16 protein-coding genes and 2 tRNA genes are annotated in these 15,018 nt (G+C 52.6%); 2 read left to right on the plus strand and 16 right to left on the minus strand.

Going from position 1 to position 15,018, the window contains the following annotated elements; translation table 11 throughout:
* Window positions 1-20: 20 nt before the first annotated feature.
* The 3 genes from nusA to WFN61_RS16390 all read right to left on the minus strand — a co-directional run bounded on the left by nusA (window position 21) and on the right by WFN61_RS16390 (window position 2,273).
* A complete protein-coding gene (gene nusA, locus WFN61_RS16380) occupies window positions 21-1,508 on the minus strand; it encodes a transcription termination factor NusA (RefSeq protein ID WP_222889490.1) in 1,488 nt (495 codons plus the stop codon).
* 28 nt (window positions 1,509-1,536) lie between these two features.
* Window positions 1,537-1,989 (minus strand): ribosome maturation factor RimP, encoded by a 453-nt coding sequence (gene rimP, locus WFN61_RS16385; RefSeq protein ID WP_144817702.1) that lies wholly within the window; start codon window positions 1,987-1,989, stop codon window positions 1,537-1,539.
* A 207-nt stretch (window positions 1,990-2,196) separates the two neighbouring features.
* Window positions 2,197-2,273: transfer RNA gene (locus WFN61_RS16390), tRNA-Met, on the minus strand.
* A gap of 353 nt (window positions 2,274-2,626) precedes the next feature.
* Between WFN61_RS16390 and argG the strand changes: the two genes are divergently transcribed.
* The gene (argG, locus tag WFN61_RS16395; protein ID WP_144817496.1) at window positions 2,627-3,973 is read left to right on the plus strand and encodes an argininosuccinate synthase; all 1,347 of its coding nucleotides are present in this window, start codon (window positions 2,627-2,629) and stop codon (window positions 3,971-3,973) included.
* Between the two features lie 60 nt (window positions 3,974-4,033).
* Here argG and agp read toward each other — a convergent pair whose 3' ends face one another.
* Both agp and WFN61_RS16405 read right to left on the minus strand, forming a co-directional pair.
* A complete protein-coding gene (agp, locus tag WFN61_RS16400) occupies window positions 4,034-5,269 on the minus strand; it encodes a bifunctional glucose-1-phosphatase/inositol phosphatase (RefSeq protein ID WP_337038946.1) in 1,236 nt (411 codons plus the stop codon).
* An 89-nt stretch (window positions 5,270-5,358) separates the two neighbouring features.
* Window positions 5,359-5,718 carry a winged helix-turn-helix transcriptional regulator gene (locus WFN61_RS16405; RefSeq protein ID WP_144817494.1) on the minus strand — a complete coding sequence of 120 codons (360 nt, stop codon included), beginning with the start codon at window positions 5,716-5,718 and terminating at the stop codon, window positions 5,359-5,361.
* Window positions 5,719-5,818: 100 nt separating this feature from the next.
* On the opposite strand from WFN61_RS16405, the gene WFN61_RS16410 reads away from it, so the two are divergent.
* Window positions 5,819-6,568, plus strand: coding sequence for an SDR family oxidoreductase (locus WFN61_RS16410; protein ID WP_257758924.1), 750 nt, complete (start codon window positions 5,819-5,821; stop codon window positions 6,566-6,568).
* A 35-nt stretch (window positions 6,569-6,603) separates the two neighbouring features.
* Here WFN61_RS16410 and WFN61_RS16415 read toward each other — a convergent pair whose 3' ends face one another.
* The 11 genes from WFN61_RS16415 to WFN61_RS16465 all read right to left on the minus strand — a co-directional run bounded on the left by WFN61_RS16415 (window position 6,604) and on the right by WFN61_RS16465 (window position 15,018).
* Entirely contained in the window at window positions 6,604-7,263 is a 660-nt protein-coding gene (locus tag WFN61_RS16415) for a metallophosphoesterase (protein ID WP_312178125.1), read from the minus strand.
* A 133-nt stretch (window positions 7,264-7,396) separates the two neighbouring features.
* Window positions 7,397-7,483, minus strand: a tRNA-Leu gene (locus WFN61_RS16420).
* 9 nt (window positions 7,484-7,492) lie between these two features.
* On the minus strand, window positions 7,493-7,828 hold the full coding sequence (gene secG / locus WFN61_RS16425; protein WP_042390130.1) for a preprotein translocase subunit SecG: 336 nt from the start codon (window positions 7,826-7,828) through the stop codon (window positions 7,493-7,495).
* Between the two features lie 232 nt (window positions 7,829-8,060).
* Window positions 8,061-8,726: a M23 family metallopeptidase gene (locus WFN61_RS16430; RefSeq protein ID WP_312178123.1), complete on the minus strand. Its 666-nt coding sequence runs from the start codon at window positions 8,724-8,726 to the stop codon at window positions 8,061-8,063.
* Between the two features lie 89 nt (window positions 8,727-8,815).
* Window positions 8,816-9,646, minus strand: coding sequence for a prepilin peptidase (locus WFN61_RS16435; protein ID WP_337038947.1), 831 nt, complete (start codon window positions 9,644-9,646; stop codon window positions 8,816-8,818).
* Window positions 9,647-9,651: 5 nt separating this feature from the next.
* Window positions 9,652-10,581 carry a hypothetical protein gene (locus tag WFN61_RS16440; protein ID WP_313680983.1) on the minus strand — a complete coding sequence of 310 codons (930 nt, stop codon included), beginning with the start codon at window positions 10,579-10,581 and terminating at the stop codon, window positions 9,652-9,654.
* On the minus strand, window positions 10,535-11,560 hold the full coding sequence (locus tag WFN61_RS16445; RefSeq protein ID WP_337038948.1) for a type II secretion system F family protein: 1,026 nt from the start codon (window positions 11,558-11,560) through the stop codon (window positions 10,535-10,537). Before WFN61_RS16445 ends, WFN61_RS16440 begins: the two co-directional genes overlap by 47 nt.
* A complete protein-coding gene (locus WFN61_RS16450; RefSeq protein WP_144817488.1) occupies window positions 11,544-13,082 on the minus strand; it encodes an ATPase, T2SS/T4P/T4SS family in 1,539 nt (512 codons plus the stop codon). Before WFN61_RS16450 ends, WFN61_RS16445 begins: the two co-directional genes overlap by 17 nt.
* Entirely contained in the window at window positions 13,079-13,579 is a 501-nt protein-coding gene (locus WFN61_RS16455) for a hypothetical protein (RefSeq protein WP_337038949.1), read from the minus strand. The genes WFN61_RS16450 and WFN61_RS16455 overlap by 4 nt, the downstream gene beginning before the upstream one ends.
* A complete protein-coding gene (locus WFN61_RS16460) occupies window positions 13,567-14,472 on the minus strand; it encodes a hypothetical protein (protein WP_337038950.1) in 906 nt (301 codons plus the stop codon). The genes WFN61_RS16455 and WFN61_RS16460 overlap by 13 nt, the downstream gene beginning before the upstream one ends.
* A 3-nt stretch (window positions 14,473-14,475) precedes the next feature.
* Window positions 14,476-15,018: a pilus assembly protein gene (locus WFN61_RS16465; RefSeq protein ID WP_257758916.1), complete on the minus strand. Its 543-nt coding sequence runs from the start codon at window positions 15,016-15,018 to the stop codon at window positions 14,476-14,478.

Genomic DNA, 15,018 nt, shown 5'->3' on the forward strand with positions numbered 1-15,018 from the left:
TTCCTTCCTGCTACAGTTTATTACGCTTCGTCGCCGAACCAGCAAATATTACGTGCGGCCATGATGAGCTCACCCGCTTTCTCGTCGGTTAACCCTTCGATATCGCTTAGGTCATCAATGCCCTGGTCAGCGAGGTCTTCCAGCGTACAAACACCACGAGCAGCCAGTTTAAACGCCAGCTCGCGATCGAGGCCTTCAAGGTTAAGCAGGTCGTCAGCCGGTTTGTTATTACCAAGGCTCTCTTCCTGCGCCAGGGCCAGGGTCGTCAGGGCATTTTTCGCGCGTTCGCGCAGGGCCTCAACGGTCTCTTCGTCCAGACCCTCAATTTCCAGCAGCTCTTTCATTGGCACATAGGCCAGCTCTTCCAGGGTTGAGAAACCCTCTTCAACCAGCACGGTGGCAAACTCTTCGTCAATGCCAAGGTGTTTGGTGAAAGTATCAATCGCCGCATGGGCTTCCGCCTGATGCTTGGACTGGAGATCGTCAACGGTCATGACGTTGAGCTCCCAGCCGCTCAGCTGCGATGCCAGACGGACGTTCTGACCGTTACGGCCAATCGCCTGTGCCAGGTTACCGGCTTCTACAGCGATATCCATGGTGTGCTTGTCTTCGTCCACCACGATAGACGCTACGTCTGCCGGTGCCATCGCGTTGATCACGAACTGCGCCGGGTTATCATCCCACAGGACGATATCGATACGCTCGCCGCCCAGTTCGGTAGAGACCGCCTGAACACGGGCACCGCGCATACCGACGCAAGCGCCGACCGGATCGATACGCTTATCGTTGGTTTTCACCGCGATTTTCGCACGGGAACCCGGATCGCGGGCCGCCGCTTTGATCTCGATAACTTCTTCACCGATCTCTGGCACTTCGATGCGGAACAGTTCGATCAGCATTTCCGGTTTGGAACGGGTCACGAACAGCTGCGCACCGCGCGCTTCAGGACGCACTGCGTAGAGCACGCCGCGAATACGGTCGCCCGGACGGAAGTTTTCACGCGGCAGCATATCTTCACGCAGGATCACGGCTTCAGCATTGCTGCCCAGATCCAGCGTGATGTTGTCGCGGTTCACTTTCTTCACCACGCCGGTGATGATCTCACCTTCGTGCTCACGGAACTGATCGACAACCAGTGCGCGCTCGGCTTCACGTACCTTCTGTACGATAACCTGCTTCGCCGTCTGAGTCGTGATACGGTCAAAGGTCACAGACTCAATCTGATCTTCTACGTAGTCGCCTGGGTTCAGGCTCTCATCTTCGTAGCGTGCGGCTTCCAGCGTGATTTCACGCGTCGGCATGGTGACTTCTTCAACGATTACCCAGCGGCGGAAGGTATCAAAGTCACCGCTCTTACGATCGATCTCCACGCGGACATCGATCTCTTGCTCATATTTTTTCTTTGTTGCTGTAGCCAGCGCGCTTTCCAGCGCTTCAAAAATTTTTTCGCGCGGCAGCGCTTTCTCATTGGAAACAGCTTCAACAACAGCCAAAATTTCTTTATTCATTGGGGGCCTTTCACCTCAATCCAGACTGTTAAAAGTGGGGGACCAGGTTCGCTTTCTGGATGTTGCTCAGCGCGAACACTTCATCTTTACCTTCGACCGTAACGGTGATCATCTCGCCATCAACACCTTTGATAACGCCCTGCCATTTGCGACGATTCTGAACCGCCATACGCAGTACCAGGGTGACCTCTTCGCCTACATAGCGCGCGTAGTGTTCGGCTGTGAACAACGGACGATCAAGACCAGGTGAGGAGACTTCAAGGTTATAAGCGACGGTAATGGGATCTTCCACATCCATCACGGCGCTAACCTGATGGCTGACATCAGCACAATCATCAACATTGATGCCATCTTCACTATCAATATAGATGCGCAGCGTAGATGTGCGACCACGGATAAATTCAATACCAACCAGTTCGTAGCCCAGCGCCTCGACCGGTGCGGTAATCATCTCTGTTAATTTTTGCTCTAATGTGGACAAACCCACCCCCAAGACATAAAAAAAGGGCGTAAGCCCAGTTATTCTGTAGTCAGATAACAAAAAACCCCGATAAATCGAGGCTTTAGATAACTGAACCCTATAGCCGTAACAACGGCCTGGAGAACCTTTCGCAACTGTTTTTTTCAAATGTGACGCCGAAGGCTCAAGGTCTTCATAGTATATTTGAAAAAGAACACTAAGGGAAAGTGGTTGCGGGGGCCGGATTTGAACCGACGACCTTCGGGTTATGAGCCCGACGAGCTACCAGGCTGCTCCACCCCGCGCCTGAATCGTGGCAAATACTACGCCGATATTGCATTAAATGCAAGTTAAGACAGGTGTAAACACCGGGAACGACTGATTAGACAGACATTATAATCAATTGATTTTATTCATTGCAACTAAAAAAGACGCCTTTGCTCTCTGCCCCGCTATTATCCCGTGATTTTTTTTAATGATTTTGCCATGCAACGCTTTCGGTCGCCGCGAAAAGATGATTAAATGAAAACTCACTTATTTTGCATAATCATGCATTACTGATGGGTGCCCAGGCGCTTTTTGCGGTAATGTTTAGCCTATCATCATGGCGTGGCTGTTAAGTCTCTCACCATAGGTATAGTTAGCAGGGATTTATTTTATGACGACGATTCTCAAGCATCTTCCGGTTGGACAACGTATTGGCATCGCTTTCTCCGGCGGCCTCGACACCAGCGCAGCCCTGCTGTGGATGCGCCAAAAGGGCGCGGTTCCTTATGCCTACACGGCGAATCTGGGTCAGCCAGATGAGGATGACTATGAGGCTATTCCACGCCGTGCAAAAGAGTACGGCGCAGAAAATGCACGCCTGATCGACTGCCGTAAGCAGCTGGTTGCCGAAGGCATTGCCGCTATTCAGTGCGGTGCGTTTCATAATACCACCGGCGGACTGACCTATTTCAACACCACCCCGCTGGGCCGTGCCGTCACCGGTACCATGCTGGTTGCCGCCATGAAAGAGGACGGCGTGAACATCTGGGGCGACGGCAGCACCTATAAAGGCAACGATATCGAACGCTTCTACCGCTACGGCCTGCTGACCAACGCCGAGCTGAAGATCTATAAGCCGTGGCTCGATACCGACTTTATCGACGAGCTGGGCGGCCGTCAGGAGATGTCTGAATTTATGATCGCCTGCGGCTTTGACTACAAAATGTCAGTCGAGAAAGCCTACTCCACCGACTCCAACATGCTGGGTGCAACCCACGAAGCCAAGGACCTGGAGTTTCTTAACTCCAGCGTCAAGATCGTTAACCCGATCATGGGCGTCAAGTTCTGGGACGAGAGCGTGAAGATCCCGGCGGAAGAGGTGACTATCCGCTTCGAGCGCGGTTACCCGGTGGCGCTGAACGGCAAAACCTTTGCAGATGACGTTGAGCTGATGCTGGAAGCCAACCGCATCGGCGGCCGTCACGGTCTGGGCATGAGCGATCAGATTGAGAACCGTATTATCGAAGCGAAGAGCCGTGGCATCTACGAAGCTCCGGGGATGGCCCTGCTGCACATCGCCTACGAGCGTCTGCTGACCGGCATTCACAACGAAGATACCATTGAGCAGTATCACTCTCACGGTCGCCAGCTCGGCAAGCTGCTCTATCAGGGCCGCTGGTTCGATCCGCAGGCGCTGATGCTGCGTGATGCGCTGCAACGCTGGGTGGCGAGCGCCATCACCGGTGAGGTGACGCTGGAGCTGCGTCGTGGTAACGACTACTCCATTCTGAATACGGTCTCTGACAACCTGACCTACAAGGCAGAGCGTCTGACCATGGAGAAAGGCGACTCGGTCTTCTCACCGGACGATCGTATCGGCCAGCTGACCATGCGTAACCTGGATATCACCGACACCCGCGAGAAGCTGTTCAACTACGCTGAGACGGGCCTGCTCTCCTCTTCGGCCAGCACCGGCCTGCCGCAGATGGATAGCCTTGAGCATAGCGATAAGCAGTAATATCGCATTGAGGTATTAAGGGCGCATAAGCGCCCTTTTTTATGCCTGCCAGCTTACATCCTACTTCGCCGCGTCGTTCAGTACCGCATCGAATTTATCTACCGGGCAGAAACCCTCCGCATCGACCGGACAGCCTTTCAGCGCTAGCGTTACGCGCTGTGCCGGTGCCTGTAGCGTGAGCACATCGGCATTGCGCAGCTGTTCCGTGCTTTGATACACATACTCAATCTTCATCAGATCGCGGTTAGCGGTCTGGTCATGCCAGCGTTGGAAAATAATTTTACCGCCGATCGGCGTGCGCTCGTACTGGTCATGGAGCTGGTAGGGTTTAAAATCCAACGCCGTCAGCAGCGAGGCGATGTTAGAGTCATGGCCTACCAGCAGCGTGACTTTCGGCGCGCTGGCCCGGTCCGTCACCAGCGCCTTGTCGATATACTTCACCAGCGGTTTCGCCACGTTCTGCGCCACTGCCGTAGAGGTAAAGAGCGAATCCTGATAGCCGTTTTTCAGCTTCGACAGCACGCGCCACTGCTGGTCGGTTTTGATCTCTCCCCAGGCGACCTGATCCATCGGGAAGCCTTCGTAATACTGTAGGGTGAAGGCATCCACCAGCGAGTTGCCCACCTTCAGCGGCCCCGAGACACCCGGCTCTTTCTCATACCCGGCGCTGAAGGTATCTTTCGGGTCGGTCAGGGAGCAGACCTGTTTCTCTTTACAGGAGGGGGAGTCGGCATAATGTGTGATCTGCGCTAGCAGCTTATAGCTTTCATCCAGCTGCATCCCCTGGCGCTCGGTCTGCATGGCCTGTACCGCCTTGTCACGGAACGCCGCGTCCTTATCAGTAATAACGGGATTAAAGGTGGGATCCATCGTGCCCATCGCATCCTGATGGTGAACCGGCACGTCGCAGCCGGGGAACGCGCCGGTAATGAAGAACTGCGCCGTGGCGACGGTACGCTGCAGGCTGTTGGCGTAGGCATAGACGGCGTCAGACGTAGGGCACTCGCCCGCTTTCACCAGCCCCTGCTCCGCCAGCCATTCACGCATGTAGTGCCCCATGTAGACTTCAAGCACCCCGCCCTTGGTGGTGAGCTGCCCGCCCGGCACGTCCCACTCAGGCCATTTGTTCGGCGTCGACTGCTGCAGCACGCTGCCGTTATCCGCCAGCGGCGCGCGCAGGTTGTGGCGGCTCATGATCAACACCTGCTGTAGCTGGTAGCCTTCTGGCGTCGTTTGTGCCTGCGCACCTGCGGTTAATGCGCCGGCCAGCGCAACTGCGAGTAGTGCTCTTTTCATCCCTAACTCCTCACCTTTGTCATTGTCGTGCTAAGTGTGACAGATTAATGACAAATTTCCCGGAGCCGTTTCGCAAAGTGGGCAAGCGCCTACTGCCTAAGCTGATGACCGTATTCATGCATCCAGTCGGCCAGCGCCGCGAGGGCATGTTGCAGGGTGAGACCAAGAGGAGTGATGTGATACTCCACGCGAGGGGGAATTTCAGGGTAGACGGTACGCGTGACCAGCCCGCGCTGTTCGAACAGCCGCAGCTGCTTGGTCAGCTCTTTTTGCGTAATGGGTGCGGCGGCCCGCAGCAGCTCGCCAAAGCGTACCGGTTCGTTGATGACGATCAGACGATAGATAATTGGAATGGCCCACTTTCCGGAGAGCAGTCCGATAAAGCTGGTCATCGGGCAGGGTTCATGCTGACAATTTTTTTCTTCAGCACAGTCGAGTAATAACGCCATTGCACACCTCTTGCCTCGTTAGTATCCAATTGGTACCTGGTTTATTTTAGATAGTAACGTTTCTATAGTGCTTTCTCCAGTGTCCAATCAGGAGAAGAAAATGGGTCGTTTAGCAGATAAATATACGCTGATTACCGGCGGTACGACGGGCATCGGCCTGGCGACGGCGCAGGAATTTATCGCCGAAGGGGCGCACGTGGCGGTAACCGGCCGTAACCCCGACACGCTTGCCGAGGCAAAGCGCATTCTGGGGGATAACGCATGGGTGATCCCTGCCGATGCGGGCGATATTGCCGCGCAAAAGCAGCTTGCCGAGACGATTGCAACCCGCTGGCCGCGGTTGGATGCACTCTTCATCAACGCAGGCGATGTTACCCACGGTGAGATCGAGGCGTGGGACGAGGCCAAATGGGATCGCTTGATGGCGATAAACCTCAAAGGCCCCTTCTTTCTGATTCAGGCCCTGCTGCCGCTGTTGAATAATCCCTCTTCGGTGATCCTCTGCGGCTCGGTTAGCGCACGCATCGGCCTGCCCACCAGCAGCGTCTACGCCGCCAGCAAAGCTGGCCTGCTTTCGCTGGCGCGTACGCTGTCCGCCGAGCTGTTGCCGCGCGGCATTCGCGTAAACGGTCTCAGCCCCGGCCCGGTAGAAACCCCGGCGATGGGCAAGCTTGGCCTTGAGCCAGAGGCGTTACGGGCCATGCAGGAGGAGATTATCAAACTGGTGCCGCTCGGAAGAATGGGTAACGTACGTGAGATGGCAAAGGCCGCGCTCTATCTTGCGTCGGACGACTCAAGCTATACGGTGGGTACCGACTTGCTGGTCGACGGCGGCGTCGGCAGCCTGTAACGCTATGCGGGGCTTGCGGGCCCCTTTTTACTGTCTTACCCGGTCTGGATCTGCATCAGGGTCAGATTGCCACTCATTACCGCGCCGGTATCGATGTAGTATTGATTGGCAAAGCGTTGTGCCTTACGCAACGGCGTATGGCCAAAGATAAAGAGATCGGCACCATGAATATCTTTTACCCTGCCCGCCTGTGAGGCGGCCAGCCGATCCCGGTTCCAGAGGATCTGCTCTTCGTCGACCGGGGTGCCAAAAACGTAGTTATCGTCAGGGTAGTCGGCGTGACACACAATCACTTTTTTACCCTGCGTGGTGACCTCAACGATCAGCGGTAGCGCAGCAATATAGGGCAGCAACGCTCTGGCCTGCTGCTCCTGCTCATCATCAAGATTGAAAAACCAGCTGCCGCCGTTCATCCGCCAGTGGCTGGCGCTGCCGTTATGGAGCAGGCAGTTCAGCATCATCTGCTCATGGTTGCCGCGTACTGTCCGGCACCAGGGACAGGTAACCAGCGTCATACACTCCACGTTCTCCACGCCGCGATCGGTGAGATCGCCAACGGAAATCAACAGATCCTGCGACGTGTCGAACCCAACGAAGCTGAGTTTATTCAACAGCAGGCTGTAGCAGCCGTGAAGGTCGCCGGTAACCCAGATGTTGCGCCATGCCGTGCCGTCGAGCCGCTGCCAGGTCATGATACTGTACCGCACAGGAGTGGTTGCTGTTTTTAAGCAGTATAGCCGGGAGAGGAGAGGAGAAAGCGCGCGCCGCTGTTTTCGTGAAGTACAGACGAAAAAAAAGAGATCTTGCGATCTCTTTTCTCTGGAATATTGGTACCGAGGATGGGACTCGAACCCACAAGCCCGTTAGGGCACTACCACCTCAAGGTAGCGTGTCTACCAATTCCACCACCTCGGTACGGAATACTTACTGTGGGATATCGCTGGTCGGCTTATTAGCCGGCGCTGCGGGTTGAGTCTGCTCAGATTTCGCTGGCGCGCTCAGATTTTCCCACTCGCTCCCTTTGTTGGTTTTATTGCTGTTAATGTTACCCAGCACCAGACTGATAATGAAGAACAGGGTCGCCAATACAGCCGTCATACGGGTCATGAAGTTACCAGAACCACTTGAACCGAACAGCGTACCGGAAGCGCCTGCACCAAAGGAGGCTCCCATATCAGCGCCTTTGCCTTGCTGCAGCATGACCAGACCCACAAGGCCAATCGCCACAATAAGGAAAACTACTAAAAGAGCTTCGTACATAATCAACCTGTTCCTTGCGGAGTTGCCGCGTAACATACGCTTCAAACCCTTAGCGGGTTTCAAACCAAAAGCGGGAGTTAATGTTATTTCCCACTTGAGCGGGTGTGAATACTAACCAAAGCGCATGACCTGCGCAAGGGCAATTTCGCTGCATTGTATCAACTGCGGAAAAAAAGAGCAAAAGCCGTATTCGCAGGCTATCTGATACACTAAATGGGCAAAAAACAGTCGCTTATCGATGCCTGCTTTCTGTATCGATCTTGACTAATTTGTACTTACCGTACTTGCGTACAATTCGCCAGACATCGTCGCCCTGCTCGACAGGCTCATTCAGGCGGTAAAAAACCGTTTTATTACCCATACGCACGCCTAGCTGCAGATCGTCGCCCTCGCCGCTGATCAATGTAACAACGGGTGTACTCTCTATTACCGATAGCGCTGCGGGTTCGGCAGGCAGCGACGCGGATGCTACCGGGTCACCTGGCGAAGTGGCTATCATACGCATTGGGTCGATAACCTGCTGGTTGTGGCTCAACGCCAGATGCAGATGGGGGCCGGTCGTGCGCCCGGTTGCGCCGGAGCGCGCGATTAAATCCCCCTGCTTAACCTGCTCCCCTTTCCGGACGTTAAGCGTGTTGAGATGAAGATAACGGCTGCGCCAGCCGTTGAGATGATCAACGGTGATGAAAAAACCGGTCAACGGTCCATAACCTGTCTCTGCTACCCGTCCGTCGGCAATAGCCTTAACTTTACTGTTCATAGGCGCGTGAAGATCCACGCCTTTATGGTTAAGAAAAATATGCTCAAGCGGATGAAAGCGCATACCGAACGGTGAGGTCACCCGTAGCGGACCAGAGAGCGGCCAGCTAAATAGCGGAGCCGGTTGTTCTGGAGCCATGACGACAGCCTTTTGCAAAGGAAGCGAGGCATACGCAGACAGCGAAAAAATGCTGGCCAGAAGAGTCAGCAAAAACACGAGTACCGGCATTAACGAAGCACCTCCATGTGTAAAATCAACAGCGCGGTAGCCGCTATGGCTGGCCCGAACGGCATGTAGGGCACAGCAGTAGTAATCTGCCGAAAACGCAGCAGGCCACGGATGAAAAATGCCAGCACGCCCAGCATGGCCGACCCCAGCATCAGCTCTGCGATATGGTTAAGCCCAAGCCAGGCCGCACAGGCCGCGTAAAGCTTGACGTCCCCGCCGCCCAGCCCCTCTCGCTTGCAAACCCAAACGTACCCCCGGGCAATGCACTCGTTGAAACACCAGATAAGCAGCGCACCCACCACGCTATCCCGGGGTGATACCGGAATAATGTTCAGCACCGAGGCGGTCAGCCCGAGCCAAAGCAGGAGATAAACCAGGCAATCCGGCAGCAGAAACGTATTGATGTCTATTACAGCCAGCGTATAGAGCAGGCAAAAAAAGCAGGCCAGGAAGAGGATCTGTACCAGCGTGAAATGAGGAAAGTAGAAATAGACCAGGATAAAAAAGACAGCACCGGTAACTAATTCGCTAAGTGGATAGATAACCGGGATTGCACTTTTGCAGTAGCGGCAGCGTCCTCTTAGCAGCAGCCAACTCAGCAGAGGAATATTATCCCATGGCATGACGATATGCTGGCAGCGCGGGCAGTGTGAAGGCGGCCAGCATAAATTAACGTTGGGAAAATGACCCAGCGTAGCGTCGTCTGCCGCGCTGCGCATTAGCATGACAGGCAGGCGATAGATAACAACGTTAAGAAAGCTACCGACGAGTAGCCCCAGGCCCAGCGCAATCCATGGATACCAGGCAGCGAATATCTCTTCAATACGCATCGGGATTAACGCTCAATGGAACAGCGGGAGATATACTCTTTAACCGTTCTGATATCTGCCGGGGAGAGACGCGAAGATCGCGGTGCCTGAGTGTAGGAGACGACCTCGGCATGTGGCGTTATGCCGCTGGGACGAGAGTCTGCTCTTTTCTGCCCGTCCAGCGTAATGTTCATATAAGCAAAATCGATCATATTGATATTTTTGGGTAAAAATGAGGAACCAACATAGCTCTGTGGCTGGAAGGTAATGGCTGGCGTAGCGACGCCACGGTAATTCAGGCTACCGTTCATATCGCCAGCTACGGTTGCATCGGTGCTGCGCTGATACTGAATTAAGAGCGGCCGCGTGTACCTCTCATTTCCGCTTTGGCCACCAGCAGCGCTCTTATTAAAAATCTCAATGGTCAGCAGGCGAAGGTTTCGGGAAGGGATCCAGAGGATCTGGTCGCTCGCAGAGTGTCCGGGTCCCAGCTCACCGGAGATCGAATAGATATGGCTATTTCTGTACCCGGCATCGTTGGCGATCGCGTTATAGAGTGAGATCTGGCCTGGATGGCCCGGCTTCGACCAGTAATCATCACTATAACAGGAGGTATTAAGGCACTTTATCTGACTGCTGTTATCGGTATGGATAACCGGCGAGCTGCCTGCCGGGGCAAAGGTCGGAAAGATATCCTCGTCATGGTGTAATACATAAATAATATTATAGAGATAAGAGGTTTTTTCAGATGCCACGCTTTTTAAATAGAGGGGAAACGGACGTGACAGGTAATCACACTTTGGCGGTGCAAATCGGTATCCTGCAGTCGCGGTGCCCGTCAGATTGATAAACAGGAGGAACGCGGCAACGGCGGCTCCTTTTAAGTTATATTGCATTTTCTTCCCTGAATTAGCCGGTAGTTTTAGAGAGCGTATCCATGAGGGCAAAGAGTCCAATAAAGACCCAGACAACGCACCCCCCCAGGATTAGGGTTGCTAAATTTTTTAAAAAAATGGCAAGTTTGTTAATATAATTATGAATATGTTCGCGAGAACGTTCCGATACCGAAAACAGCACCTCATTAAAAGAGGGCAGATCGGCATAGAGATTAATATTAAGCAGCTCTTCAGCGCCCAGGAGCCCCGAATCCATCGCTTTACCGTAGTTCACTCCCTGCGCCATTTTTCCCAACATGCAGTCGAGATGCCATGTGAGCCAGCGATTAGCATTAGACTGGATAATGACAAGAGCATCGGTCAACGGAATATTATTACTTAACATTAGCGACATGTTATTCAAAAATACGGATGAGGCCAGCTGCCGATAGGTTGAAAAAGGTAACACCCTGTCCAGAACTCTGTTACGCAGGTTACCATTTAGGTTTGCCATAGCAAACTTCGCCAGAAAAACTAAAATAATAAAGCCGATTAATATTTCTAACCACAGGCCTTCGTAGAGGCTAGTGCCAAAATGGAAAAGACTTTGGGTAACGCCTGGCCAACGCTCAATAGGCACAACCGAGGCAAAGGCCGGAAAGACCTTTTGTGCATAGCCTGCGATGACGATTAATGACAGTGAAATCATAATCAATGGAAAAGTTAACGCATTAACGAGTTTCTTACGCAGCTCATCGTTATATTTAATAATTGAGACCAGCGTAAAAAAACCCTCTGCCAGGCTACCGCTCTTTTCTGCGGCTTTAATTAAGCTTAGCTCGCTAACAGGCACCGCCCCGGTAAATACGGCGGAAACGGAGGTCTCCTGTTTCATCTGCATGAGCAGCAGCAGCAGCTTTTGGCTAAAGCCTTTTCCCAGCAGCGCCTGACCCTCCAGCTGCAGTTTTTTCAGGGAGTCATATAGGGGCAACCCCGCTTTAATCATGTCGCCGCAGAATTGATAGATATAGATGCGCTGTTTTTTACTGAATTTTTTCAACGACAATCTCCAGATCTTCCGGGGGAATAATGCCAAACTCCATGCCGAACCAGCGAGCATCTACCTGGCCCTGTAGTACTTTCGCCATCACCTTTTCCCGAATATTAAAGCCTTCGGTCAGCCCCGTAGCCGTATAGCGTTTTTTACGCCAGAGAGTAAAAACCTGTAGCCACGCTTGCTGAGAGATAGCCGCCAGCTCTTCATAACCAGGCAGAAAATACTCCATAGCGATCTGCCGCCCTTTGATACCGCTCTGTTTGCACGCCGGGCACCCCTCTTTGCTAGCGGTATAGAGCGTAAATGTCTTTCCGGAGATGCTGGTCGATTTATAACTTTTTTTACAGCGATCGCACAGGGTCGGGATAAGCTTCTGACACTGCAAACCGGCGATAAAACCTGGCGTAGAGAGCTTGTCGCTACCGATACCCAAAGCAGACATACGCTGCAGCAGCGAAACAATGCTGCCAGCATGGATAGTGGTAAAGCAGAAGTGACCACTCTCTACCGCCCCGGCCAGTGCATTTGCCGAAATGCTGTCACGAATCTCCCCTACCATCAGAACATCGGGATCGCGGCGCAGGGCTGATTTGATCGCGGCATGAAAACCTCCGTCATCGCCGCTGATCACCGAGCTCTGCTTCGCGCCATAGATTTGGTACTCAACGGGATCCTCAACCGTCAGGAAGCAGCCCCTATCCTCATAGCGGTTTATCTGTAACCACTCCATAAGATTTTTTAGGGTCGTCGATTTACCTGAGCCAGTGGTGCCAGCAATCACGTACGCACCATAGGGGTAGCTAAGGATCTTTTTCAAATCCTCACTTTCACAGGCAGAAACGCCTATTTTATCCAGCGAGCCCAGCCCCTCTTTTTGCAGTCCCGATGGAATGATACGCAGCACCGCGTGATAACACTCCGGGGACTCGCCAAAAATGGGAAAGTGAGCATAGCGAAAACGGTAGGGCTTACCGTCCATGTTATAGAGGATGTTGGCGTTCTGTGGAATCGCACGGTTCCACGTCGTATCACGCGTAGTCGCCTCCACGTTGTAGAGTACGAAGACCATCTCATCACACTGGGCCGCTTTGACCTGCATAAACGGCGTCAGCACACCATTTACCCGCGCCTCGAAGACGGCTAATACATCATTGCGTGTGATATGAAGATCGCTGGCCCCCATATTGATCACGCGCTGAAGAATATTACCGAGACGCCGCTGGGTATCGGTAATATCAATCGCGCTCTGCACGGCGCTTATCTGTTTTAATGAGATAAACTCAATAACCTTGTAGTACTGCTCTTCAGTGACCTTAGCCAGCCCAGATAACGCGCGTTTATGCAGCGTGCTCAGGCGTGCCAGCTGGATCTGATACTCAAAGAGCCTGTCCATATCCAGCATGTATACCAGCAGGTACTCTTTACCGCCATAAGCGGCGGTAATACCAATACCTTCAAACTCATCATATTCCCATGCCCCTTTTAGTAGCTCTTCTGGGGCAATACGCACGTAGTCTACACTCACCTTGCCGTTTCCTTGATAGCGAGCCGCGCTCGCTGGTCCCTTACTAGCTGGTACTGGCGACCATCAAGCGTAAAGTTATCCCCCGGCGTGACATAAAGAAGATCGCTTCCGTCGGCGCTGCCCACGGCGACCCGTGACAAACCACCAATGTTTGACTCCAGCAAAATATGTGGGAGTTCGCCGCTGGATGGTCTGCCATCGGCCTCCATAAGCGTTGAATCGGATACCGGTACTGGCTGGCTCGCTGGGCGCATTTTGTCTTCACCACGCAGCTTACGAATTTCGCTCTTCATCCTTTCCAGCTCAAGCTCGTTCGTTAACTCCCGTTTTTTTGCCTCCCAGGCATAATCCTCTTCTACCATTCTCTGGAGGTGCTGCTGCATTGCGCTCTCCTCAGGCGATGGCGCAGGCGGCAGATCCTGTGTCGGCGCGGCATAAGCCAACCCCCCCCCCAGCATGAGCAGGCCCGCCGTTAAACTCCTTATTACGCTTTGCATACTAGTCCTCCCGAAATTTTAATACCTTTATCATTTGACTCTATTTTTCTGATTAAGAAAGCATCGCGATAGGCTTGTTTATAGAGCGCAATCTGCGCGTTAATTTCAGTCGCTCGCGCATAAAAGAGATGGCTTTCGTCGTTGATCTGCATCTCCCACGCAGCGCTTCTCAAGCCACGCACTTTTAACTGACCAGCCAGCGCTTTCTCTGTATCTTTGACTGACGAAGCGGGATAACTTTTATAGGTAATGACACCATTAACGCGTGTCTTTTCACTTTTATCGCTCTTGAGTAACGAGTTATAGCTATTCACGTACGATATGATTTCGTTACAGCTATGCAGGCTTAGCGTTCTGTTACTTTGCCACTCTTTGAGCAATCGGCTCTCTTTATAGGGCAAAGCAGCTCTTGTATATTCAAAATCGTTAACCGGAGCTTTATCCTTTTCACGTTTGACCGGTATCGAAGCTGGATACGTCTTGCCAAAGAAATTAATGACCGGAAGCGTCAGGATGGCTCCAGGCTGAAGCTTAAAGCCAAATGCGCAGCTAAGTGTATCGCATTCAAAACTTACGCTTTTAATGGCGAGGCCCAATGCCGATACCGACAGCGTATTACGCCGGACTTCTGCCAGAATATCGATAGCCTGTGGAATACCCACCCCCGCCAGCGATTTTTTATAAAATGACGCAATCGCTGCAAGATCGGCCTGCTGCTTGCGTAAGGCTAGCTGATGCAGCCGCTTTTTCTCGGCAGGAACCTTTATATCGTAATACCACCAGGCATACGCTCCCCCAATAAGAGCCAGCGAGACAGTAACAATGGTCACGATGGCGATAAGTGGCGTAACATAGCCACTTTTTCTTTTCCAGAAATAGAATCTTTCCCGCATACGTTATTCGCTTAAGTAAAACTGGAGTATGACCGCCAGAATTATTAATAAAACCGCACTGGCGCAAAAACCGATCGTCATAATAAAGCGACGCCGATGCTTAAGTAAGGCTTGATGGCTATGGCACTGTTCAATAACCCTCTCAAGATGTGCATTGGTCAAAGGCTTTATGTCGAGATGCTCATATTTCCCTGAATGATGCATAAGCTCATCAAAGAGTGGACGGGCAATAAAACAGTCTGTCCCGCTTACAATTCGCCCACGGTTAATGACCAGTAGGTAGGTGGTAGCGTCATCGGTGTGGGAGAAATAGATCCCATCGCCAAACAAATTTTTAATGTAAATAGCAAAAGGTTCATAAATCATGGATACCTTACTGCAGTAGCCCGTTGCCAGCTTGCCTTCATCATCACGATAGACAAGCTTACGGTTTGCTTTAACCATTCCGCGAAATGAGGCCTGAGCGGGAAGCCCGAGACATGACATATCCTCAGCTTCCCATAGCAAACCGGTCAGGATATTCTCTTTAAGTAAAATATCATTCAC

Source organism: Pseudescherichia sp. AS216 (assembly GCF_037152055.1).
Taxonomy (GTDB): Bacteria; Pseudomonadota; Gammaproteobacteria; order Enterobacterales; family Enterobacteriaceae; genus Pseudescherichia.

What these genes read in the sequence shown, in the direction of transcription:
- WFN61_RS16435 (WP_337038947.1), bottom strand. Translation starts at nt 9,646, where the DNA reads ATGCGTATTGAAGAGATATTCGCTGCCTGGTATCCATGGATTGCGCTG.
- nusA (WP_222889490.1), bottom strand. Translation starts at nt 1,508, where the DNA reads ATGAATAAAGAAATTTTGGCTGTTGTTGAAGCTGTTTCCAATGAGAAA.
- agp (WP_337038946.1), bottom strand. Translation starts at nt 5,269, where the DNA reads ATGAAAAGAGCACTACTCGCAGTTGCGCTGGCCGGCGCATTAACCGCA.
- WFN61_RS16410 (WP_257758924.1), top strand. Translation starts at nt 5,819, where the DNA reads ATGGGTCGTTTAGCAGATAAATATACGCTGATTACCGGCGGTACGACG.
- WFN61_RS16430 (WP_312178123.1), bottom strand. Translation starts at nt 8,726, where the DNA reads ATGGCTCCAGAACAACCGGCTCCGCTATTTAGCTGGCCGCTCTCTGGT.
- WFN61_RS16460 (WP_337038950.1), bottom strand. Translation starts at nt 14,472, where the DNA reads ATGCGGGAAAGATTCTATTTCTGGAAAAGAAAAAGTGGCTATGTTACG.
- secG (WP_042390130.1), bottom strand. Translation starts at nt 7,828, where the DNA reads ATGTACGAAGCTCTTTTAGTAGTTTTCCTTATTGTGGCGATTGGCCTT.
- WFN61_RS16455 (WP_337038949.1), bottom strand. Translation starts at nt 13,579, where the DNA reads ATGCAAAGCGTAATAAGGAGTTTAACGGCGGGCCTGCTCATGCTGGGG.
- WFN61_RS16405 (WP_144817494.1), bottom strand. Translation starts at nt 5,718, where the DNA reads ATGGCGTTATTACTCGACTGTGCTGAAGAAAAAAATTGTCAGCATGAA.
- argG (WP_144817496.1), top strand. Translation starts at nt 2,627, where the DNA reads ATGACGACGATTCTCAAGCATCTTCCGGTTGGACAACGTATTGGCATC.